Origin of the sequence: Shewanella sp. SM21, from assembly GCF_025654335.1 — a bacterium.
GTDB classification, from domain to species: Bacteria; Pseudomonadota; Gammaproteobacteria; order Enterobacterales; family Shewanellaceae; genus Shewanella; species Shewanella oncorhynchi.
This window is the reverse complement of sequence record NZ_JAKKRL010000002.1, coordinates 285,841-300,341: the sequence shown is the minus strand read 5'-3', so window position 1 is coordinate 300,341 and position 14,501 is coordinate 285,841. Positions and strand designations below refer to the sequence as shown.

At 44.3% G+C, this 14,501-nt stretch carries 15 protein-coding genes; 12 read left to right on the top strand and 3 right to left on the bottom strand.

The genetic code is table 11. The features are described from left to right. Positions 1-12 precede the first annotated feature (12 nt). Positions 13-1,584 (top strand): DUF3369 domain-containing protein, encoded by a 1,572-nt coding sequence (locus L5L94_RS03425; RefSeq protein WP_113940482.1) that lies wholly within the window; start codon positions 13-15, stop codon positions 1,582-1,584. Positions 1,585-1,644: 60 nt separating this feature from the next. On the opposite strand, the gene L5L94_RS03420 is transcribed toward L5L94_RS03425, so the two are convergent. After that, positions 1,645-2,130 carry a hypothetical protein gene (locus tag L5L94_RS03420; RefSeq protein ID WP_206766122.1) on the bottom strand — a complete coding sequence of 162 codons (486 nt, stop codon included), beginning with the start codon at positions 2,128-2,130 and terminating at the stop codon, positions 1,645-1,647. A gap of 224 nt (positions 2,131-2,354) precedes the next feature. On the opposite strand from L5L94_RS03420, the gene ccoN reads away from it, so the two are divergent. The 11 genes from ccoN to ttcA all read left to right on the top strand — a co-directional run bounded on the left by ccoN (position 2,355) and on the right by ttcA (position 12,585). Next, positions 2,355-3,791: a cytochrome-c oxidase, cbb3-type subunit I gene (gene ccoN, locus L5L94_RS03415; protein WP_028759964.1), complete on the top strand. Its 1,437-nt coding sequence runs from the start codon at positions 2,355-2,357 to the stop codon at positions 3,789-3,791. A 13-nt stretch (positions 3,792-3,804) separates the two neighbouring features. Continuing rightward, complete coding sequence (ccoO, locus tag L5L94_RS03410) at positions 3,805-4,431, top strand: cytochrome-c oxidase, cbb3-type subunit II (RefSeq protein ID WP_028759965.1); 627 nt, start codon at positions 3,805-3,807, stop codon at positions 4,429-4,431. Between the two features lie 11 nt (positions 4,432-4,442). After that, on the top strand, positions 4,443-4,619 hold the full coding sequence (locus L5L94_RS03405) for a CcoQ/FixQ family Cbb3-type cytochrome c oxidase assembly chaperone (protein WP_028759966.1): 177 nt from the start codon (positions 4,443-4,445) through the stop codon (positions 4,617-4,619). Beyond that, on the top strand, positions 4,619-5,587 hold the full coding sequence (ccoP, locus tag L5L94_RS03400) for a cytochrome-c oxidase, cbb3-type subunit III (RefSeq protein WP_263161156.1): 969 nt from the start codon (positions 4,619-4,621) through the stop codon (positions 5,585-5,587). The genes L5L94_RS03405 and ccoP overlap by 1 nt, the downstream gene beginning before the upstream one ends. Positions 5,588-5,697: 110 nt before the next feature. Continuing rightward, complete coding sequence (locus L5L94_RS03395) at positions 5,698-6,177, top strand: FixH family protein (RefSeq protein ID WP_028759968.1); 480 nt, start codon at positions 5,698-5,700, stop codon at positions 6,175-6,177. Positions 6,178-6,199: 22 nt separating this feature from the next. Further along, positions 6,200-8,599, top strand: coding sequence for a heavy metal translocating P-type ATPase (locus L5L94_RS03390; protein ID WP_263161152.1), 2,400 nt, complete (start codon positions 6,200-6,202; stop codon positions 8,597-8,599). Between the two features lie 38 nt (positions 8,600-8,637). Continuing rightward, positions 8,638-8,886 (top strand): cbb3-type cytochrome oxidase assembly protein CcoS, encoded by a 249-nt coding sequence (gene ccoS / locus L5L94_RS03385; RefSeq protein WP_263161149.1) that lies wholly within the window; start codon positions 8,638-8,640, stop codon positions 8,884-8,886. Beyond that, positions 8,883-9,575: a sulfite exporter TauE/SafE family protein gene (locus L5L94_RS03380; RefSeq protein ID WP_168827705.1), complete on the top strand. Its 693-nt coding sequence runs from the start codon at positions 8,883-8,885 to the stop codon at positions 9,573-9,575. The genes ccoS and L5L94_RS03380 overlap by 4 nt, the downstream gene beginning before the upstream one ends. Before the next feature lie 55 nt (positions 9,576-9,630). Continuing rightward, entirely contained in the window at positions 9,631-10,383 is a 753-nt protein-coding gene (gene etrA / locus L5L94_RS03375; RefSeq protein ID WP_006081599.1) for an electron transport transcriptional regulator EtrA, read from the top strand. 222 nt (positions 10,384-10,605) lie between these two features. Then, positions 10,606-11,538: a universal stress protein UspE gene (uspE, locus tag L5L94_RS03370; RefSeq protein ID WP_028759972.1), complete on the top strand. Its 933-nt coding sequence runs from the start codon at positions 10,606-10,608 to the stop codon at positions 11,536-11,538. A gap of 78 nt (positions 11,539-11,616) precedes the next feature. Continuing rightward, positions 11,617-12,585 (top strand): tRNA 2-thiocytidine(32) synthetase TtcA, encoded by a 969-nt coding sequence (ttcA, locus tag L5L94_RS03365; RefSeq protein ID WP_181800873.1) that lies wholly within the window; start codon positions 11,617-11,619, stop codon positions 12,583-12,585. 184 nt (positions 12,586-12,769) lie between these two features. On the opposite strand, the gene L5L94_RS03360 is transcribed toward ttcA, so the two are convergent. Both L5L94_RS03360 and L5L94_RS03355 read right to left on the bottom strand, forming a co-directional pair. After that, positions 12,770-13,393 carry a DUF2987 domain-containing protein gene (locus L5L94_RS03360; protein ID WP_263161146.1) on the bottom strand — a complete coding sequence of 208 codons (624 nt, stop codon included), beginning with the start codon at positions 13,391-13,393 and terminating at the stop codon, positions 12,770-12,772. Further along, positions 13,386-14,198, bottom strand: coding sequence for a glucosaminidase domain-containing protein (locus tag L5L94_RS03355; RefSeq protein WP_113940491.1), 813 nt, complete (start codon positions 14,196-14,198; stop codon positions 13,386-13,388). The genes L5L94_RS03360 and L5L94_RS03355 overlap by 8 nt, the downstream gene beginning before the upstream one ends. Positions 14,199-14,501 lie beyond the last annotated feature (303 nt).

Genomic DNA, 14,501 nt, shown 5'->3' with positions numbered 1-14,501 from the left:
ATGAGGTATCGGATGCTGATTGATCTTGCAAAGAAAAACCCTCTTTTTTCCGGTAAAAAGTCTACCGAGACAACAGAGTCTGGTATTCCTTGGAAGGTATTAGTGGTCGATGATGAACCTGATGTTCATACCGTCACTAAGCTTGCCCTCTCCCGCTTTAAACTTGATGGCCGTGCCCTCACCTTTATCAATGCTTATAGTGCCGAACAAGCAAAAGAATTACTCAATCAAGAACATGACATCGCCATTGCCTTTATTGATGTTGTCATGGAAAGTGACCATGCAGGGTTAGAACTAGTAAAGTGGATCCGTGAAGAATTATTGAATAAAACCACTCGATTGATCTTACGTACAGGCCAGCCAGGGCAAGCACCTGAAGAAGACGTTATCGTCAATTACGATATCAATGATTACAAAGCAAAAGCTGAACTGGATTCCCGTAAACTGATGACCAGCGTCTACTCAGCCCTTCGCTCTTATCGCGATATCATGGAAATCGAGCAAGCAAGGCGCACCCAAATAAATCATCGTAAGGGCTTAGAAAGAGTACTAGAAGCTACCTCAGGATTATTTGAACTGCGCACCCTGCATAAATTCGCCGATGGGCTACTGACTCAAGTGGCCACTCTACTTAATCTCGATTCAGAAACGCTACTGCTGACTTGTAATGCAATTGATGCGATTAGTGGTCATGTTGAACCTGTCAATATAGAAATCCTTGCTGGTACTGGCCAATTTGCTAATAAATCCCACATTACGCAACTACCTGAACATATTGATCGTCTACTGCGCAGTGCGCTCACCCAACAGCGGTGCCTTTATGAAGACAATTGCTTTATCGGTTACTTTCCCACCAAAGGCGGTTTAATCAATCTACTTTATATGGATGGTATTGATAGAATTGATGATCTTGATAAGAAACTCATTGATATTTTTGCCATCAACGTGGGCATAGCTTTTGAAAATTTGCTGCTCAATCAGGAGGTGGAAGATACACAATCAGAGCTTATTTTACGTTTAGGTGATGTTGTTGAAAGCCGCTCGAAAGAAGCTGCCAATCATGTGAAACGTATGGCGGAGTATTGTTCTCAATTAGCATTACTAGCCGGTTTAAGTGAATACGAAGCCGATTTACTACGCCGTGCCTCACCAATGCATGACATAGGTAAAATTGCGATCCCCGATGCTGTCCTACTTAAACCCGGCAAATTAGATGACGAAGAATGGAAAGTTATGCGTCAGCACCCTATGATTGGCCATCAAATTCTTGCAAATTCTGAGCGACCAATACTAAAGGCCGCATCAATTATTGCACTGCAACATCATGAAAAATATGATGGTTCTGGTTATCCTGCAAATCTAAAACAAGACGAAATTCACATTTTCTCGCGGATTGTGGCAATCGCAGATGTGTTTGATGCCCTTTCCCATGCCCGCTGCTATAAAACAGCTTGGCCTTTAGAAGAGGTTTTAGCTGAAATGCGTAAAGGGGCGGCAACACACTTTGATCCTCACTTATTACAGCTCTTTATTGAAAATGTAGATATTTTTGTCAAAGTAAAAGAAAACTGGAAGGATCACTAATCTGTATAGTTGATTGTCTTGATGTTTAGAAATCCATATCAGGCACTTTCAAAGATATATCTAACCATTGTCATCTGCGAGAAAATCAAAAACAGCCGTTTTAGTTTCACCATTAACGCTAAAACTCACAAAGCCACGCCAAACCATGTAGCCACTACTACAAGAACCGTAGACTAACTGACCGATATAAGTCATTTCGTCAGTTTGCTTCACATTTACAGGAATAACGCCCATAAACATGTCTCTTCCTTCTAAGCGGATTTGCACATTAGAAATTGGCATGGAAGATAACAACTGTAATGTCAATGGCTTTTCGCTTGGTGCACTCCCTGGTGACAAGCGAAAAGTGAGCTCAACATCCCCAACTTTTTTAACACAATCCCCCTTAGAAAATTGGCAAAGTGAAGGATCAAGACTGCTTTTAAGTGTGACTTGCTTTGCATCTTCCTTACAAGCTGTGAGATTGAAGCTAAATAATGCGATAAATAAATAGGGACTCAGACGAGTTAGCACAAAGATTAACCTTATGATGCAATATGTTAACATTCTATGGCGTAGGTTGATCTAGATCAACTTTCCACACCCCTTCTTTGGTATCTTTTTTGATATGGCTCAAGTATCATTGCGAAACCTCATATTTGAGCAAAAATATGCAGGGTAACGCATTGACATCACTCAGCAACCTTAATAGGGAGGCTGAGTTTTATGTCATTTATAACAGGTAAAGCTTGTCTTTACTAAAAGTAAAAGTAATAAGCAGTGGAAGCATTATGATGAACCATTCCCAGCCAACAGGCGCTGATTACAATTACGCCATTGTCCGCCAATTTGCCTTAACCACAGTTTTGTGGGGTATTGTTGGTATGTCAGTCGGCGTATTAATTGCGGCTCAGTTAATCTGGCCTCAGCTGAACTTTGACACTCCTTGGTTAACGTATAGTCGCTTGCGACCATTACACACCAATGCGGTGATCTTCGCGTTCGGTACATCAGCCCTTTTTGCAACATCCTATTATGTCGTACAACGCACCTGTCAAACCCGACTATTTGCACCTAAGTTAGCCGCATTTACGTTTTGGGGATGGCAAGCCATCATTCTGTCAGCAGCTATCTCTTTACCAATGGGTTTCACCCAAGGAAAAGAATACGCTGAATTAGAATGGCCTATCGATATCGCAATTACTATCGTTTGGGTGTCCTACGCTATCGTGTTCTTCGGTACTATTATCAAACGAACAACTTCGCATATTTATGTGGCGAACTGGTTCTTTGGTGCCTTTATTATTACCGTTGCCGTACTTCACATAGTTAACTCTATGGCAGTACCAGTCAGTCTGTTCAAGTCATACTCTCTGTATAGCGGCGCTGTCGATGCTATGGTGCAGTGGTGGTATGGTCATAACGCTGTAGGTTTCTTATTAACCGCAGGCTTCTTGGGGATGATGTATTACTTCGTACCTAAGCAAGCAGGTCGTCCTGTGTACTCTTACCGTCTTTCTATTGTCCACTTCTGGGCACTGATCGCACTGTATATCTGGGCTGGTCCTCACCACTTACATTACACAGCTTTACCTGACTGGACTCAGTCTTTAGGTATGGTGATGTCACTGATCCTATTCGCACCTTCTTGGGGCGGTATGATTAACGGTATCATGACCTTGTCTGGTGCTTGGCATAAACTGCGTACTGACCCTGTGTTACGTTTCTTAGTTGTTTCTCTGTCTTTCTACGGTATGTCTACCTTTGAAGGCCCTATGATGGCAATTAAGACAGTTAACGCATTATCACACTATACAGACTGGACTATCGGTCACGTTCACTCCGGCGCGCTAGGCTGGGTTGCAATGGTGTCAATCGGTTCTCTGTATCACTTGATACCTGTATTGTTCGGTCACGGCCGTATGTACAGTATCAAGTTAATTAACGTCCATTTCTGGTTAGCGACTATTGGTACTGTGCTTTACATCGTCTCTATGTGGATTTCAGGTGTAATGCAAGGTCTGATGTGGCGCGCAGTGAATGCTGACGGTACTTTAACTTATAGCTTTGTTGAAAGTCTGGAAGCTTCTTATCCTTTCTACTTCGTACGTTTCCTTGGCGGTTGTTTCTTCCTGACCGGTATGCTGATCATGGCATATAACGTGATCCGTACTGTGAAAGCCTCTAAAGATTCATTGCCAGCATTGGCTGAACCAACAGCGGCTTAAAGGAGCAAACTCGATGAAATTTAATCATGAGATAGTTGAAAAAAACATCGGTTTGTTAGCGATTTTTACCGTTATCGCTATCAGCTTCGGTAGTCTCGTTGAAATCACACCGTTGATTTTTCAAAAAGATACGACTGAGCCAGTTGAAGGTTTAAAGCCATACACTGCCCTGCAAATTGAAGGTCGTGACATTTATGTTCGTGAAGGTTGTTATAACTGTCACAGCCAGATGATCCGTCCTTTACGTGCAGAAACTGAGCGTTATGGTCACTACTCTGTCGCGGGCGAATCAGTTTGGGATCATCCATTCCAATGGGGTTCTAAGCGTACGGGTCCTGATCTTGCACGTGTTGGCGGTCGTTATAGCGATAAATGGCATGAAGTTCACTTAATCGATCCTCGTGCTGTAGTTCCTCAATCGAATATGCCAGGGTTCCCATGGTTAGCCGAAAACAAGTTAGACGGCAAACTAACGGGTGACAAGATGACTATCCTACGTAACCTGCATAAAGGCGGTTACAAAGGTAATGATCTTTATACCGATGAAGAAATCGCAGGCGCACAGCAAGCTGTTGCAGGTAAGACAGAAATGGACGCCTTGATTGCATATCTTCAGTCTTTGGGTCACGCACTCAAATAAGGAGGCAATATATGGATTACGGCACATTACAAGGCATTTTAACCATCATTGTGATGCTGACCTTCGTCGGTATATTTGCTTGGGCATATAGCTCGCGTCGTCAAAAATCATTTGATGAAGCAGCTAACCTTGTGTTTTCCGATGAGGAAGTCAACAAGGTATCGAAGGACTCAGGAGAGAATAAGTGATGAGTAGCTTCTGGAGTGTTTGGATTACTGTACTCTCGTTAGTCGTGATCGCGGGTTGTTTTCTATTACTGCGTGTGTGTTCTAAGAACACCACTGACATAAAAGAAGGCGAATCCATGGGTCACAGTTTCGACGGTATTGAAGAACTCAATAACCCACTGCCAAAATGGTGGAGTTATATGTTCTATATCACTATCGTGTTTGGCTTGATCTATTTGGCACTATTTCCTGGTTTAGGTAACTACAAAGGCTTATTAGGCTGGACGAGTTCTAACCAGAGTATCGGTACAGAGCATGGCATTAAAGCCGATTCTGCTGCAGCGATTGAGCTAGCAGCAAAAGAAGGTCTTTATGTTCAGTATGATCAAGAAGTAAAACACGCTGATGAAAAATATGGCCCAATCTTCGCAGCTTACTTGGCAACACCACTAGAAGAATTAGTGAAAAACCAAGAAGCGTTGAAAGTGGGTGGCCGTTTGTTCCTGCAAAACTGTGCTCAGTGCCATGGTTCTGATGCACGTGGTAGCAAAGGCTTCCCTAATCTTACCGATGGTGACTGGTTATATGGTGGTGAATTAGCCACGATTAAGACCACTATCATGGCAGGTCGTCATGGCATGATGCCACCCAAAGGTGGTTTGCCAATCGAAGATAGCGAGATTGCTGGTTTAGCTGAATACGTTGTTAAATTGTCTGGTCGTGAGCATGACGAGAAACTCGCAGCCCAAGGTCAAGGCTCATTCATGAAAGGTTGTTTTGCGTGTCATGGTATGGACGCTAAAGGCAACAAGTTTATGGGTGCTCCTAACTTAACTGACGATGTTTGGTTATATGGCGGTAGCCGTGGCATGATCGAAGAGACCATTAAACATGGTCGCGCAGGTGTGATGCCAGCATGGAAAGACGTTCTCGGTGAAGAGAAAGTTCACGTCATTACAGCTTATGTTTATAGCTTGTCAAACAAGTAATTAGGTATAAGTAACACTAAGGCCTCGAAGACTTCGAGGCCTTTTTTTTAAAGTGCTAAAACCGTCTTTTAACGGTAAAATGGCGCAAATTTTTTGAATGGGTATCTGACATGAGCGAACAACAAGCCTGGTATAAGCAGTTCTGGCCTTGGTTTCTAATTATTCTTCCTTTATGTGCCGTCGTCGCAAGTTTTACCACACTAAAAATTGCCCTTACGAACTCGGACTCTTTAGTCGCCGAGGATTACTACAAAGATGGCAAAGCCATTAATATGGACTTAAGTAAAGTGAAGTATGCCAAACAAATAGGCATGAATTTTTCACTCGATCAAGCCAATAATGAGATTTTACTGACGCAGCAAGGGGGACCTGCATATCAAGCCGCCTTGAAAGTTGAGTTCTATCATCCAACCATTGCCGACAGAGATATGAAACTCACTGCGACGGCCGATGCCAGTAATGTGTATCGCATTACCATCCCTTCTACCCTAACCGGCCCTTGGGAAGTTCGCCTCGAAAGCTACGACGGTAAATGGCGAATTCACCAACGCGTTGAATTAAAAGATCACGTCCAACTTTGGCTAAATTGATTGTGGTTAAATAAGTAGCGCTATGACGTATCCAAGTTGTTTTCACTGCCAAGAGCCCGTTCTGACGGGCCAGCAGTTTGTGACTCGCATTAATGACCGTGATGAACTGATGTGTTGCCCTGGCTGCCAGGCGGTTTCTCAAGCGATTGTCGATGCGGGATTACTCAGTTATTACAAGTTCCGCACTGAGCCTGGCAGTAAACAGAATGCCCTGGTCCCCGAAGCATTAACGCAATTTAGCGCCTATGACTTGCCCGAAGTGCAGCAAGACTTTGTGCATTCTGAGGACAATGTCGAATCAGTGTCACTCTCCATCGATGGTATCACCTGTGCCGCCTGTGCTTGGTTAATTGAACACAAAGTCAAACAACTCGCGGGCGTGAGCCAAGTGCTAGTCAACTCAACCACCCAACGCGCTATGATCAGTTGGGATAAACGCAAGGTAAAACTTAGCGATATTCTCGGACAAATTAGTCGTATCGGCTATCAAGCCGCGCCCTACCAAGTTGACGAACAAGAGCTCAACAATAAACTCAATAGTCGCAAATTTTTACTGCGTTTAGGCTTAGCTGGCTTTGCGACTATGCAAGTCATGATGTTCGCCCTCGCCCTTTATACTGGCTACTTCACCGATTTAGACGTGCAGTATCGGGACTATTTCCGCTGGGTTAGCATGATTTTTGCAACGCCTGTGGTGCTTTATTCGGCGCAACCCTTCTATTTTAGCGCCATTCGTACCCTGCTCAGCGGCAAACTCAATATGGATGTGTCTGTTTCGATTGCCATTGGTGGTGCCTATACCGCAAGCTGTTTTGCCACAGTGAATGGCACAGGCGAAGTGTATTTTGAATCCGTATCCATGTTTACTTTCTTTTTGTTACTTGGGCGTTACTTCGAGCAAAAGGCAAGACAAAAGGCCTCGGTCAGCTCCAGTAATTTACATAAATTGGTGCCGCTCACTGCACACTTAGTCACCGAAAATGGTCAAGAAGAAATTCCGGCCAAAAAGTTACGCCTCAATGATGTGATCCTTGTGAAACCAGGGGAAATGGTTGCGGCCGATGGTGTGGTGATTGAAGGCCACACAAACATCAATGAAGCTATGCTCACTGGTGAGCAAATGCCCATTGAAAAGCAGCAAGATCAGCAAGTGTACGCTGGCACTATCAACGTCGATCAACCGATAAAAGTTAAAGTTACCGCGTTAGGGCAAGACCAACTCGTGGCGGAAATTATTCGACTGCAGGAGCTGGCATCCAATACAAAACCTGCGATAGCCCTATTAGCCGATAAATTATCCCGCTATTTCTCGGGTACGATTCTAACAATCGCGACGATGACTTATTTGGTTTGGCAACAGATTTCCCCAGAGGATGCCTTTTGGGTAACGTTATCGGTTCTGGTCGCCACTTGTCCTTGTGCCTTAGCGCTAGCGACACCGACCGCCGTCACCTGTGCAACCGCCATTTTTACCCGTCTTGGGATCATTACCCGCAAAGCCGGCGTATTTGAAAAACTGCCGCAGATTAAACATGTGGTCTTTGATAAAACTGGCACCCTTACCTGTGGTACGCTCTCTATCGGGCAAACGCAGTGCATGGCCGATTTAACAAAGACGCAGGCCTTAGCCATTGCAGCGGCGCTGGAAACGGGCTCTCGCCATCCGATTGCGGCTGCATTTGCCCTATTTGCCGATAATACCTTGGTCGCGGAGCAAGTTCACCATGAAGTCGGCTTTGGTGTTCGAGGCCGTATCGAGGGGACTGACTATTTAATTGGTAATGCTGTATTTACTGGTGCACGTATCGATACTCAGGACCCAACCCAAAAGATTTGGTTAGCACGCTCAGCCAATGAGCAGCTTGAAGTGCTTGCCAGCTTTGAGATCCAAGACAATATTCGTCAAGACAGTAAGGCCACGATTGAAATATTAAAGCAACAAGGTTGTCGCATCAGTATCGCTAGCGGCGATAGCTCCGGACATGTGCATCAACTGGCCAAAGAGCTGGGAATTGAAGATGTGCACAGCGGATTAACGCCCGCGGGTAAACTTGCCCTAGTAACGAAATTACAACAGCATACTCGCGTGGCGATGTTTGGCGATGGCATCAATGATGCGCCTGTACTTGCGGGGGCTGATTTGTCGGTCGCCATGGGCAGTGGCAGTGCGATTGCCAAAAACAGTGCCGATTTGATTTTACTGGGCGATCATCTATCCCGTTTCACCCAAGCTGTCGCGGTCGCTAAACTGACCACGCAAATTATTAAACAAAATTTAGCTTGGGCGCTGGGTTACAACGCCCTTATCTTGCCTTTAGCCGTCACTGGTCATGTGGCACCTTATATTGCCGCGATTGGCATGTCGGCGAGTTCTTTGATTGTGGTCGGTAATAGCCTGAGATTATTACGGGTAAAAGTGTGATCACAATAAAACGTTTAACCAGATAGTAAGAGGTCATTATGGAAATTATTTATGTGCTTATCCCCATTGCCATGATCTTCGTCGCCATCGCGGTAATGGTATTTTTTTGGGCAGTGAAATCTGAGCAATTTGATGATCTTGACCGTCAAAGTGTTTCTATATTGTTTGATGAAAATACTGATAAACCAGGCCATCTAGCTACCCCCGCCATTCAGTCAACAGCAGAAAAAGATGACGTCGTAGCGCAGCAAGCAATAAAAAATCAGCAAAAAGGCATGCTTTTGTGATTGAGTACAATGTCACCGGTGCCTTTCTCGTCGGCTTGATGGGAGCAGCACATTGTTTTGGTATGTGTGGCGGTTTAGTGGGCGCTTTTTCCGCCCAAATCCCTCATCCTAAAATAGGTAACCAGCTGGCCCATCAGCTTAAATATTTACTGAGTTACAATTTAGGCCGTATTTTAAGTTATACCTTAGCGGGCGGCTTAGTGGGCGCATCGTCGGCAGGTCTTGGTCGCTTATTTGAGCTGGATATTTATCTGATTGTCCTGCGCATGATTGCCGGACTGATGATGATCGCAACAGGACTTTACATCGCTAAAATTTGGGTTGGAATAGTGCAAATTGAGCGTGTAGGTCAATGGCTATGGCAATATTTAAAACCGCTAGCGCAGCGCCTTGTTCCAATCAAGAATCCGAGCCAAGCAGTCATGGCGGGATTCATTTGGGGCTGGCTCCCCTGCGGCCTCGTCTATAGCACCTTAACTTGGTCGGTTGCATCTGGCTCTGCCAGCCAAGGCGCCTTGATTATGTTAGCCTTTGGCTTGGGTACTTTACCCGCCCTATTAAGTGCTGGCGTGGCGGCAAAACGCCTTGCTGCATGGGTACAAAAGAAAACCGTTAGACTATTGAGCGGCTTACTGTTAATTGCCTTTGGTGGTCAAACTTTATATATCGCACTCGCGCAGCTAAACTAGCCCAAGTGCGTGAATTGGTTTAACATGGCAGCAGTGGATTAACTTGAGAATCAACATGACAATTGAACAAAATAAGAATCGTCGTCCTGCCGCTAGCGGATGCACAATCCATTGTCACGATTGCAGTATGGGTACCCTTTGTATTCCTTTTACCCTCAATGCAAGTGAGCTAGATCAGCTCGATGATATTATTGAGCGTAAAAAGCCAATCCAGAAAGGCGAGCAAATTTTTAAGTCAGGAGATGCGTTGAAATCCCTGTTTGCGATCCGCTCTGGCACCATCAAAAGTTACACTATTACCGAGCAAGGTGATGAGCAGATAACTGGCTTCCATCTTGCGGGTGATGTGATTGGTTTTGATGGTATTCACGCTCAGTTACATCAGAGTTTTGCACAGGCCCTCGAAACCTCTATGGTTTGTGAAATCCCCTTTAATATCCTCGATGAACTTTCGGGCACTATGCCTAAGTTACGTCAGCAGATCATGCGTCTAATGAGTAATGAGATCATGAGCGATCAAGAAATGATCCTGCTGCTCAGTAAGAAAAATGCCGAAGAACGTCTAGCAGCGTTTATCAGCAATTTAGCAAATCGTTTCGGCAGTCGTGGTTTCTCACCTAAAGAATTTCGTTTAACCATGACCCGCGGTGACATTGGCAATTATCTCGGTTTAACCGTTGAAACCATCAGCCGCTTACTTGGACGCTTCCAAAAGTCAGGCTTGATTGAGGTTAAGGGTAAGTACATCACTATCCTCGACTCGCAAGAGCTAAATCTGTTAGCGGGTAATTCTCGCATCGCGAGATAGTCAATCGCAAGAGCATTAACCGTGAGAGGTCAAGCCTAAATAATTGTCGCCAATAGCATAACAGTTTAATGGTGAAAGCTGTGCTTGCTAGACATGTCATGCAGATTAAGGCATGATTTTTAAGCGAGTTTTAATCAATTTCAAATGAGTTTGATCTAGAACAATACAGCTCACTGCCAAAGGCTCATGATGATATTGAGCCTATGACTAAAGGAACCTCCCATGAAGGATTATCAAAAAATACTGGTTGTGGTTGACCCTACCACTGAGAATCAAGTTGCCCTTGCACGAGCGGTCGCCTTGGCCAGTAAATGCAACGCTCAAGTCACTGTGTTTCTTTCTATCTTCGACTTCTCTTACGAAATGACTTCGATTCTGTCGAATCAAGAACGCGAAGCCATGCGTCAAGGTGTCATAGATCAACGGCTCGCCTGGATCCAAGACTTACTCGCCGCTTATACTCATCTGCAACTCAATATCGATACTCAAGTCATTTGGCATAACCGCCCCTTTGAAAGCATTATTAATCATGCCATTTCAGGGCAATACGATTTGATTGTTAAAGGCACCCATGCCCATGACAAACTCAAAGCGGTGATTTTCACTCCAACTGATTGGCATTTAATGCGTAAAGCCCCTGTGCCAGTGTTGATGGTGAAAGCCCATGACTGGCCAGCCGCGGGCAAAATCCTCTGTGCTGTGAATGTGGCAACCGAAGATACCGATCATCAAATGCTTAACGGTAAAATTATTGAACATGCAAAAGATTTGGCGAAAAAGTTCTCTGCTGAAGTACATTTAGTTAATGGTTATCCCGGCACGCCAGTTAACTTAGCCATCGAGCTTCCTGACTTTGATGCCCAGTCATACAACGAAACCATTCGCATGCAGCATGAGCAGCGCGTGAGTTATCTTGCGAGCGCTTATGATATTAATCCAAGTCATTGCCATGTAAAAGAAGGTTTACCAGAGGATGTGATCCCTGAGCTTGCTGAAAAACTTGATGCTGAATTGGTGATCCTAGGGACTGTCGGCCGTACCGGATTTTCAGCAGCATTGATAGGCAATACCGCTGAACATGTTATCGATAGCATCAACTGCGATTTATTGGCTATAAAGCCCGACGGTTATAAATCACCGTTAGAAGAAGCCTAAGCAATACGCGGCTCTTTACCCCGCCAAAGATAGCTGGAATAATACGCGCCCTGAAACTGTGTTACTGGGCGCTTTTTTATGCTTGAAGCTATATCTGAAGTTACGGCAAATCCTATGCCGGAAGAATTATCAAAAAAACAAACTACCCGTCTGAATAAATTACAGAAGCGGCTTCGTCGTGAAGTGGGCAGCGCGATTGCCGATTACAATATGATTGAAGATGGCGATAAGATCATGTGCTGCCTCAGTGGCGGTAAAGACAGCTACGCCATGCTCGATATTTTGATGAATCTGCAGCAACGCGCGCCCATTCAGTTTGAAATCATTGCGGTTAATTTAGATCAGAAGCAACCTGGCTTCCCTGAACATGTATTGCCCGCCTATCTCGATAAGCTCAATGTGCCATATCACATCCTCGAGAAAGATACTTACTCGATAGTGAAAGACAAAATCCCTGAAGGTAAAACCACCTGCTCCCTATGCTCTCGCCTTCGCCGCGGCACGCTTTATGGCTTTGCTCAGCGTATCGGCGCCACTAAAATCGCCCTAGGCCATCACAGGGATGACATTATCGAGACCTTGTTCTTAAATATGTTCTTTGGCGGTAAGATGAAAGCAATGCCGCCAAAGCTGCTGTCGGATGATGGCGCTAATATCGTCATACGTCCCCTAGCCTATTGTCGCGAGAAAGATCTCGAAGAATATGCAAGCTTAAAAGAATTTCCAATCATTCCATGCAACTTGTGTGGCTCACAGGAAAACTTAAAACGCGCCGCAGTCAAAGACATGCTGAATCAATGGGATAAACAATACCCCGGACGCATTGAAACGATTTTCACCGCCATGCAAAACACCGCACCATCACAGGGTGTTGACCGTGAACAGTTCGACTTTGTGTCTCTAACACGTGACCCAGATGCGCCTATGCGTGGTGATGTTGCTGAAGCCAATCTGCCTGCATTCGATTTTCTTGATATCGCCAATAGTGGTCGTATCGATTTGGATGCAGCAAAACGCATTGATATTGTTAACACTTACGAAGTCTAACTTAGACTGAATTTAGCGCCTATTCAGTAAGAGAAGTTAACGCAACGAAAGTAAACAAGATAAATTAACACAACAAAAATGCCCACTTAATGTGGGCATTTTTATGGCTACAGAATAAGTTTATCTTTGAGCCAGCGCTTCTGAATCGCTTATCTCAAGACACCTATTCAAGATACAAAGATGATTACTTCACCCAAGGACTCAACACTAATGGCTGGGCACTGAAGCTTAGCGTGGTGATGCTTTCAAGCTCATTAGCGGCTAATTTATAACTGCCTTTTATCGCTTCTTCACGGCCATTAAGGAGTACATAGACTTCTTGTTCAGGTGAGAATTCAAAGTTTAAGCCAGTAATGGATTCCCTAAAATAACGCATCGGGAAGCCTTGCATAGCACCGAGCAGCGTGTCCATCTCAGTCATGATTTGTTGTAAGCGCGTTTTATCGTACTCGGCTAATGTCTGTTTTGCTCTCACTTGCATTGCAATACCACATCCCTCAGCGCTGCCAGCGAAATGCAGATTAACCAAGGCTCGCTGATCTTTTAAATCATCATCTAAGGGAATGAATAACCGCTGAGCATCAGTATACGTCAGTGGCGTTGAGGTTTTTTCACTGGAAATAGAACCACTTTGGATCAAACAATTCTTTTGCATTGGAACACTAAAAGCCACTTCCACGAGTTGATAACCGCCTTTATTGACTTGTTTTAACCTATCATAAAAGCCTTTATATTCAAGGGATACAGTTTCTGCAGCGGCGCTAGTTGCCAACAAAAACAGGCTACTAAACAACAGTTTTTTATACATCGACATTCACCAAATATTTTTCATTATGACGTAACATATCAAGCAGCTCATCAATATAAGCTTCTTGTCTTTCAGAATAATTCACTAAACCGTAAATCAATTGATCCGCTGTTGGCTCTAGCTCCTGTGAACGTAAATCTGCTCGAATAGAGCGAAATAACGCATAGGCAGTATTAGAGTTTAAATTACGCATATAGGATGAAACCGATTCATCGACCGATGAAAACACTTTCACCTCATGACTTTTACCCGAACCACGTGAGGACGGCACTATGCCGCAGCCAGAAGTAAAACACCATTCACCAAAAAAGTTAAAACCTTCTCTGGCAAAACGTGAACTCCCCCAACCCGATTCATTCGCGGCTTGAATTAACACCATAGATTCCGGCACGATATCGACACGTTTAAGTAAGCTTGCTAATGACTTAGCATCTACGTTACGCGCCGGATATTGGTATTTATCAAATAACGCATTGATCTGCGCTAATTCAGTATCAGATAAACTCTTACCATTATCGACTAAGGCAAGCATCTCATTGATAAAGCCACGCTCCATCAAGATAATGGCATTCTGTTGCTGAACAATCGGCCGCAGGAAATCAAAAAAAGCTTTCTTCTTTTCGGTAATGTCGCTGATCGCTGAAAAGTCAGGGACTTGCGTAACAGGATCGACATCGCTAACGAATTGGGGCGCAATAGCGGATGAGTCATTCGAGTGAGGAATGATCCAAACTCGTAATGCAAAAATCGCCACTATGACCATGGCTAATGCCAATGTAAACGAACCGATTCTACCCGTTTTCAATCATTCACCTTAGGTGTAACGCCCTTATTGGGCAAATAAAGGCCGGATTATAAGCTATTTGTCAGATTTCACGAAATTTGCCCATCATCATGATCACGAACTCAGGTACAATATTACGCCTGAGGCACCATTATCGAGTCGAGCTTGCTATTACGCCGTCATTTATAGATGCAAGCATTTGACTGAGTATTTATACTAAGGTTCCTTAGCGTTATCACCATTGCACAACGGCTCATGAGTCATCCCGCTTATAGCGACAATGGATGGCTATGACATTAAATTTTCGGGTATTCAGGAAGGAAA

Bases quoted from the DNA above. Each gene is read 5' to 3' on its own strand.
- L5L94_RS03420 (WP_206766122.1), bottom strand. From the start codon at position 2,130: ATGTTAACATATTGCATCATAAGGTTAATCTTTGTGCTAACTCGTCTG.
- uspE (WP_028759972.1), top strand. From the start codon at position 10,606: ATGAAGGATTATCAAAAAATACTGGTTGTGGTTGACCCTACCACTGAG.
- ttcA (WP_181800873.1), top strand. From the start codon at position 11,617: ATGCTTGAAGCTATATCTGAAGTTACGGCAAATCCTATGCCGGAAGAA.
- ccoO (WP_028759965.1), top strand. From the start codon at position 3,805: ATGAAATTTAATCATGAGATAGTTGAAAAAAACATCGGTTTGTTAGCG.
- L5L94_RS03425 (WP_113940482.1), top strand. From the start codon at position 13: ATGCTGATTGATCTTGCAAAGAAAAACCCTCTTTTTTCCGGTAAAAAG.
- L5L94_RS03360 (WP_263161146.1), bottom strand. From the start codon at position 13,393: ATGTATAAAAAACTGTTGTTTAGTAGCCTGTTTTTGTTGGCAACTAGC.
- L5L94_RS03405 (WP_028759966.1), top strand. From the start codon at position 4,443: ATGGATTACGGCACATTACAAGGCATTTTAACCATCATTGTGATGCTG.
- L5L94_RS03390 (WP_263161152.1), top strand. From the start codon at position 6,200: ATGACGTATCCAAGTTGTTTTCACTGCCAAGAGCCCGTTCTGACGGGC.
- ccoP (WP_263161156.1), top strand. From the start codon at position 4,619: ATGAGTAGCTTCTGGAGTGTTTGGATTACTGTACTCTCGTTAGTCGTG.
- ccoS (WP_263161149.1), top strand. From the start codon at position 8,638: ATGGAAATTATTTATGTGCTTATCCCCATTGCCATGATCTTCGTCGCC.
- ccoN (WP_028759964.1), top strand. From the start codon at position 2,355: ATGATGAACCATTCCCAGCCAACAGGCGCTGATTACAATTACGCCATT.
- etrA (WP_006081599.1), top strand. From the start codon at position 9,631: ATGACAATTGAACAAAATAAGAATCGTCGTCCTGCCGCTAGCGGATGC.
- L5L94_RS03395 (WP_028759968.1), top strand. From the start codon at position 5,698: ATGAGCGAACAACAAGCCTGGTATAAGCAGTTCTGGCCTTGGTTTCTA.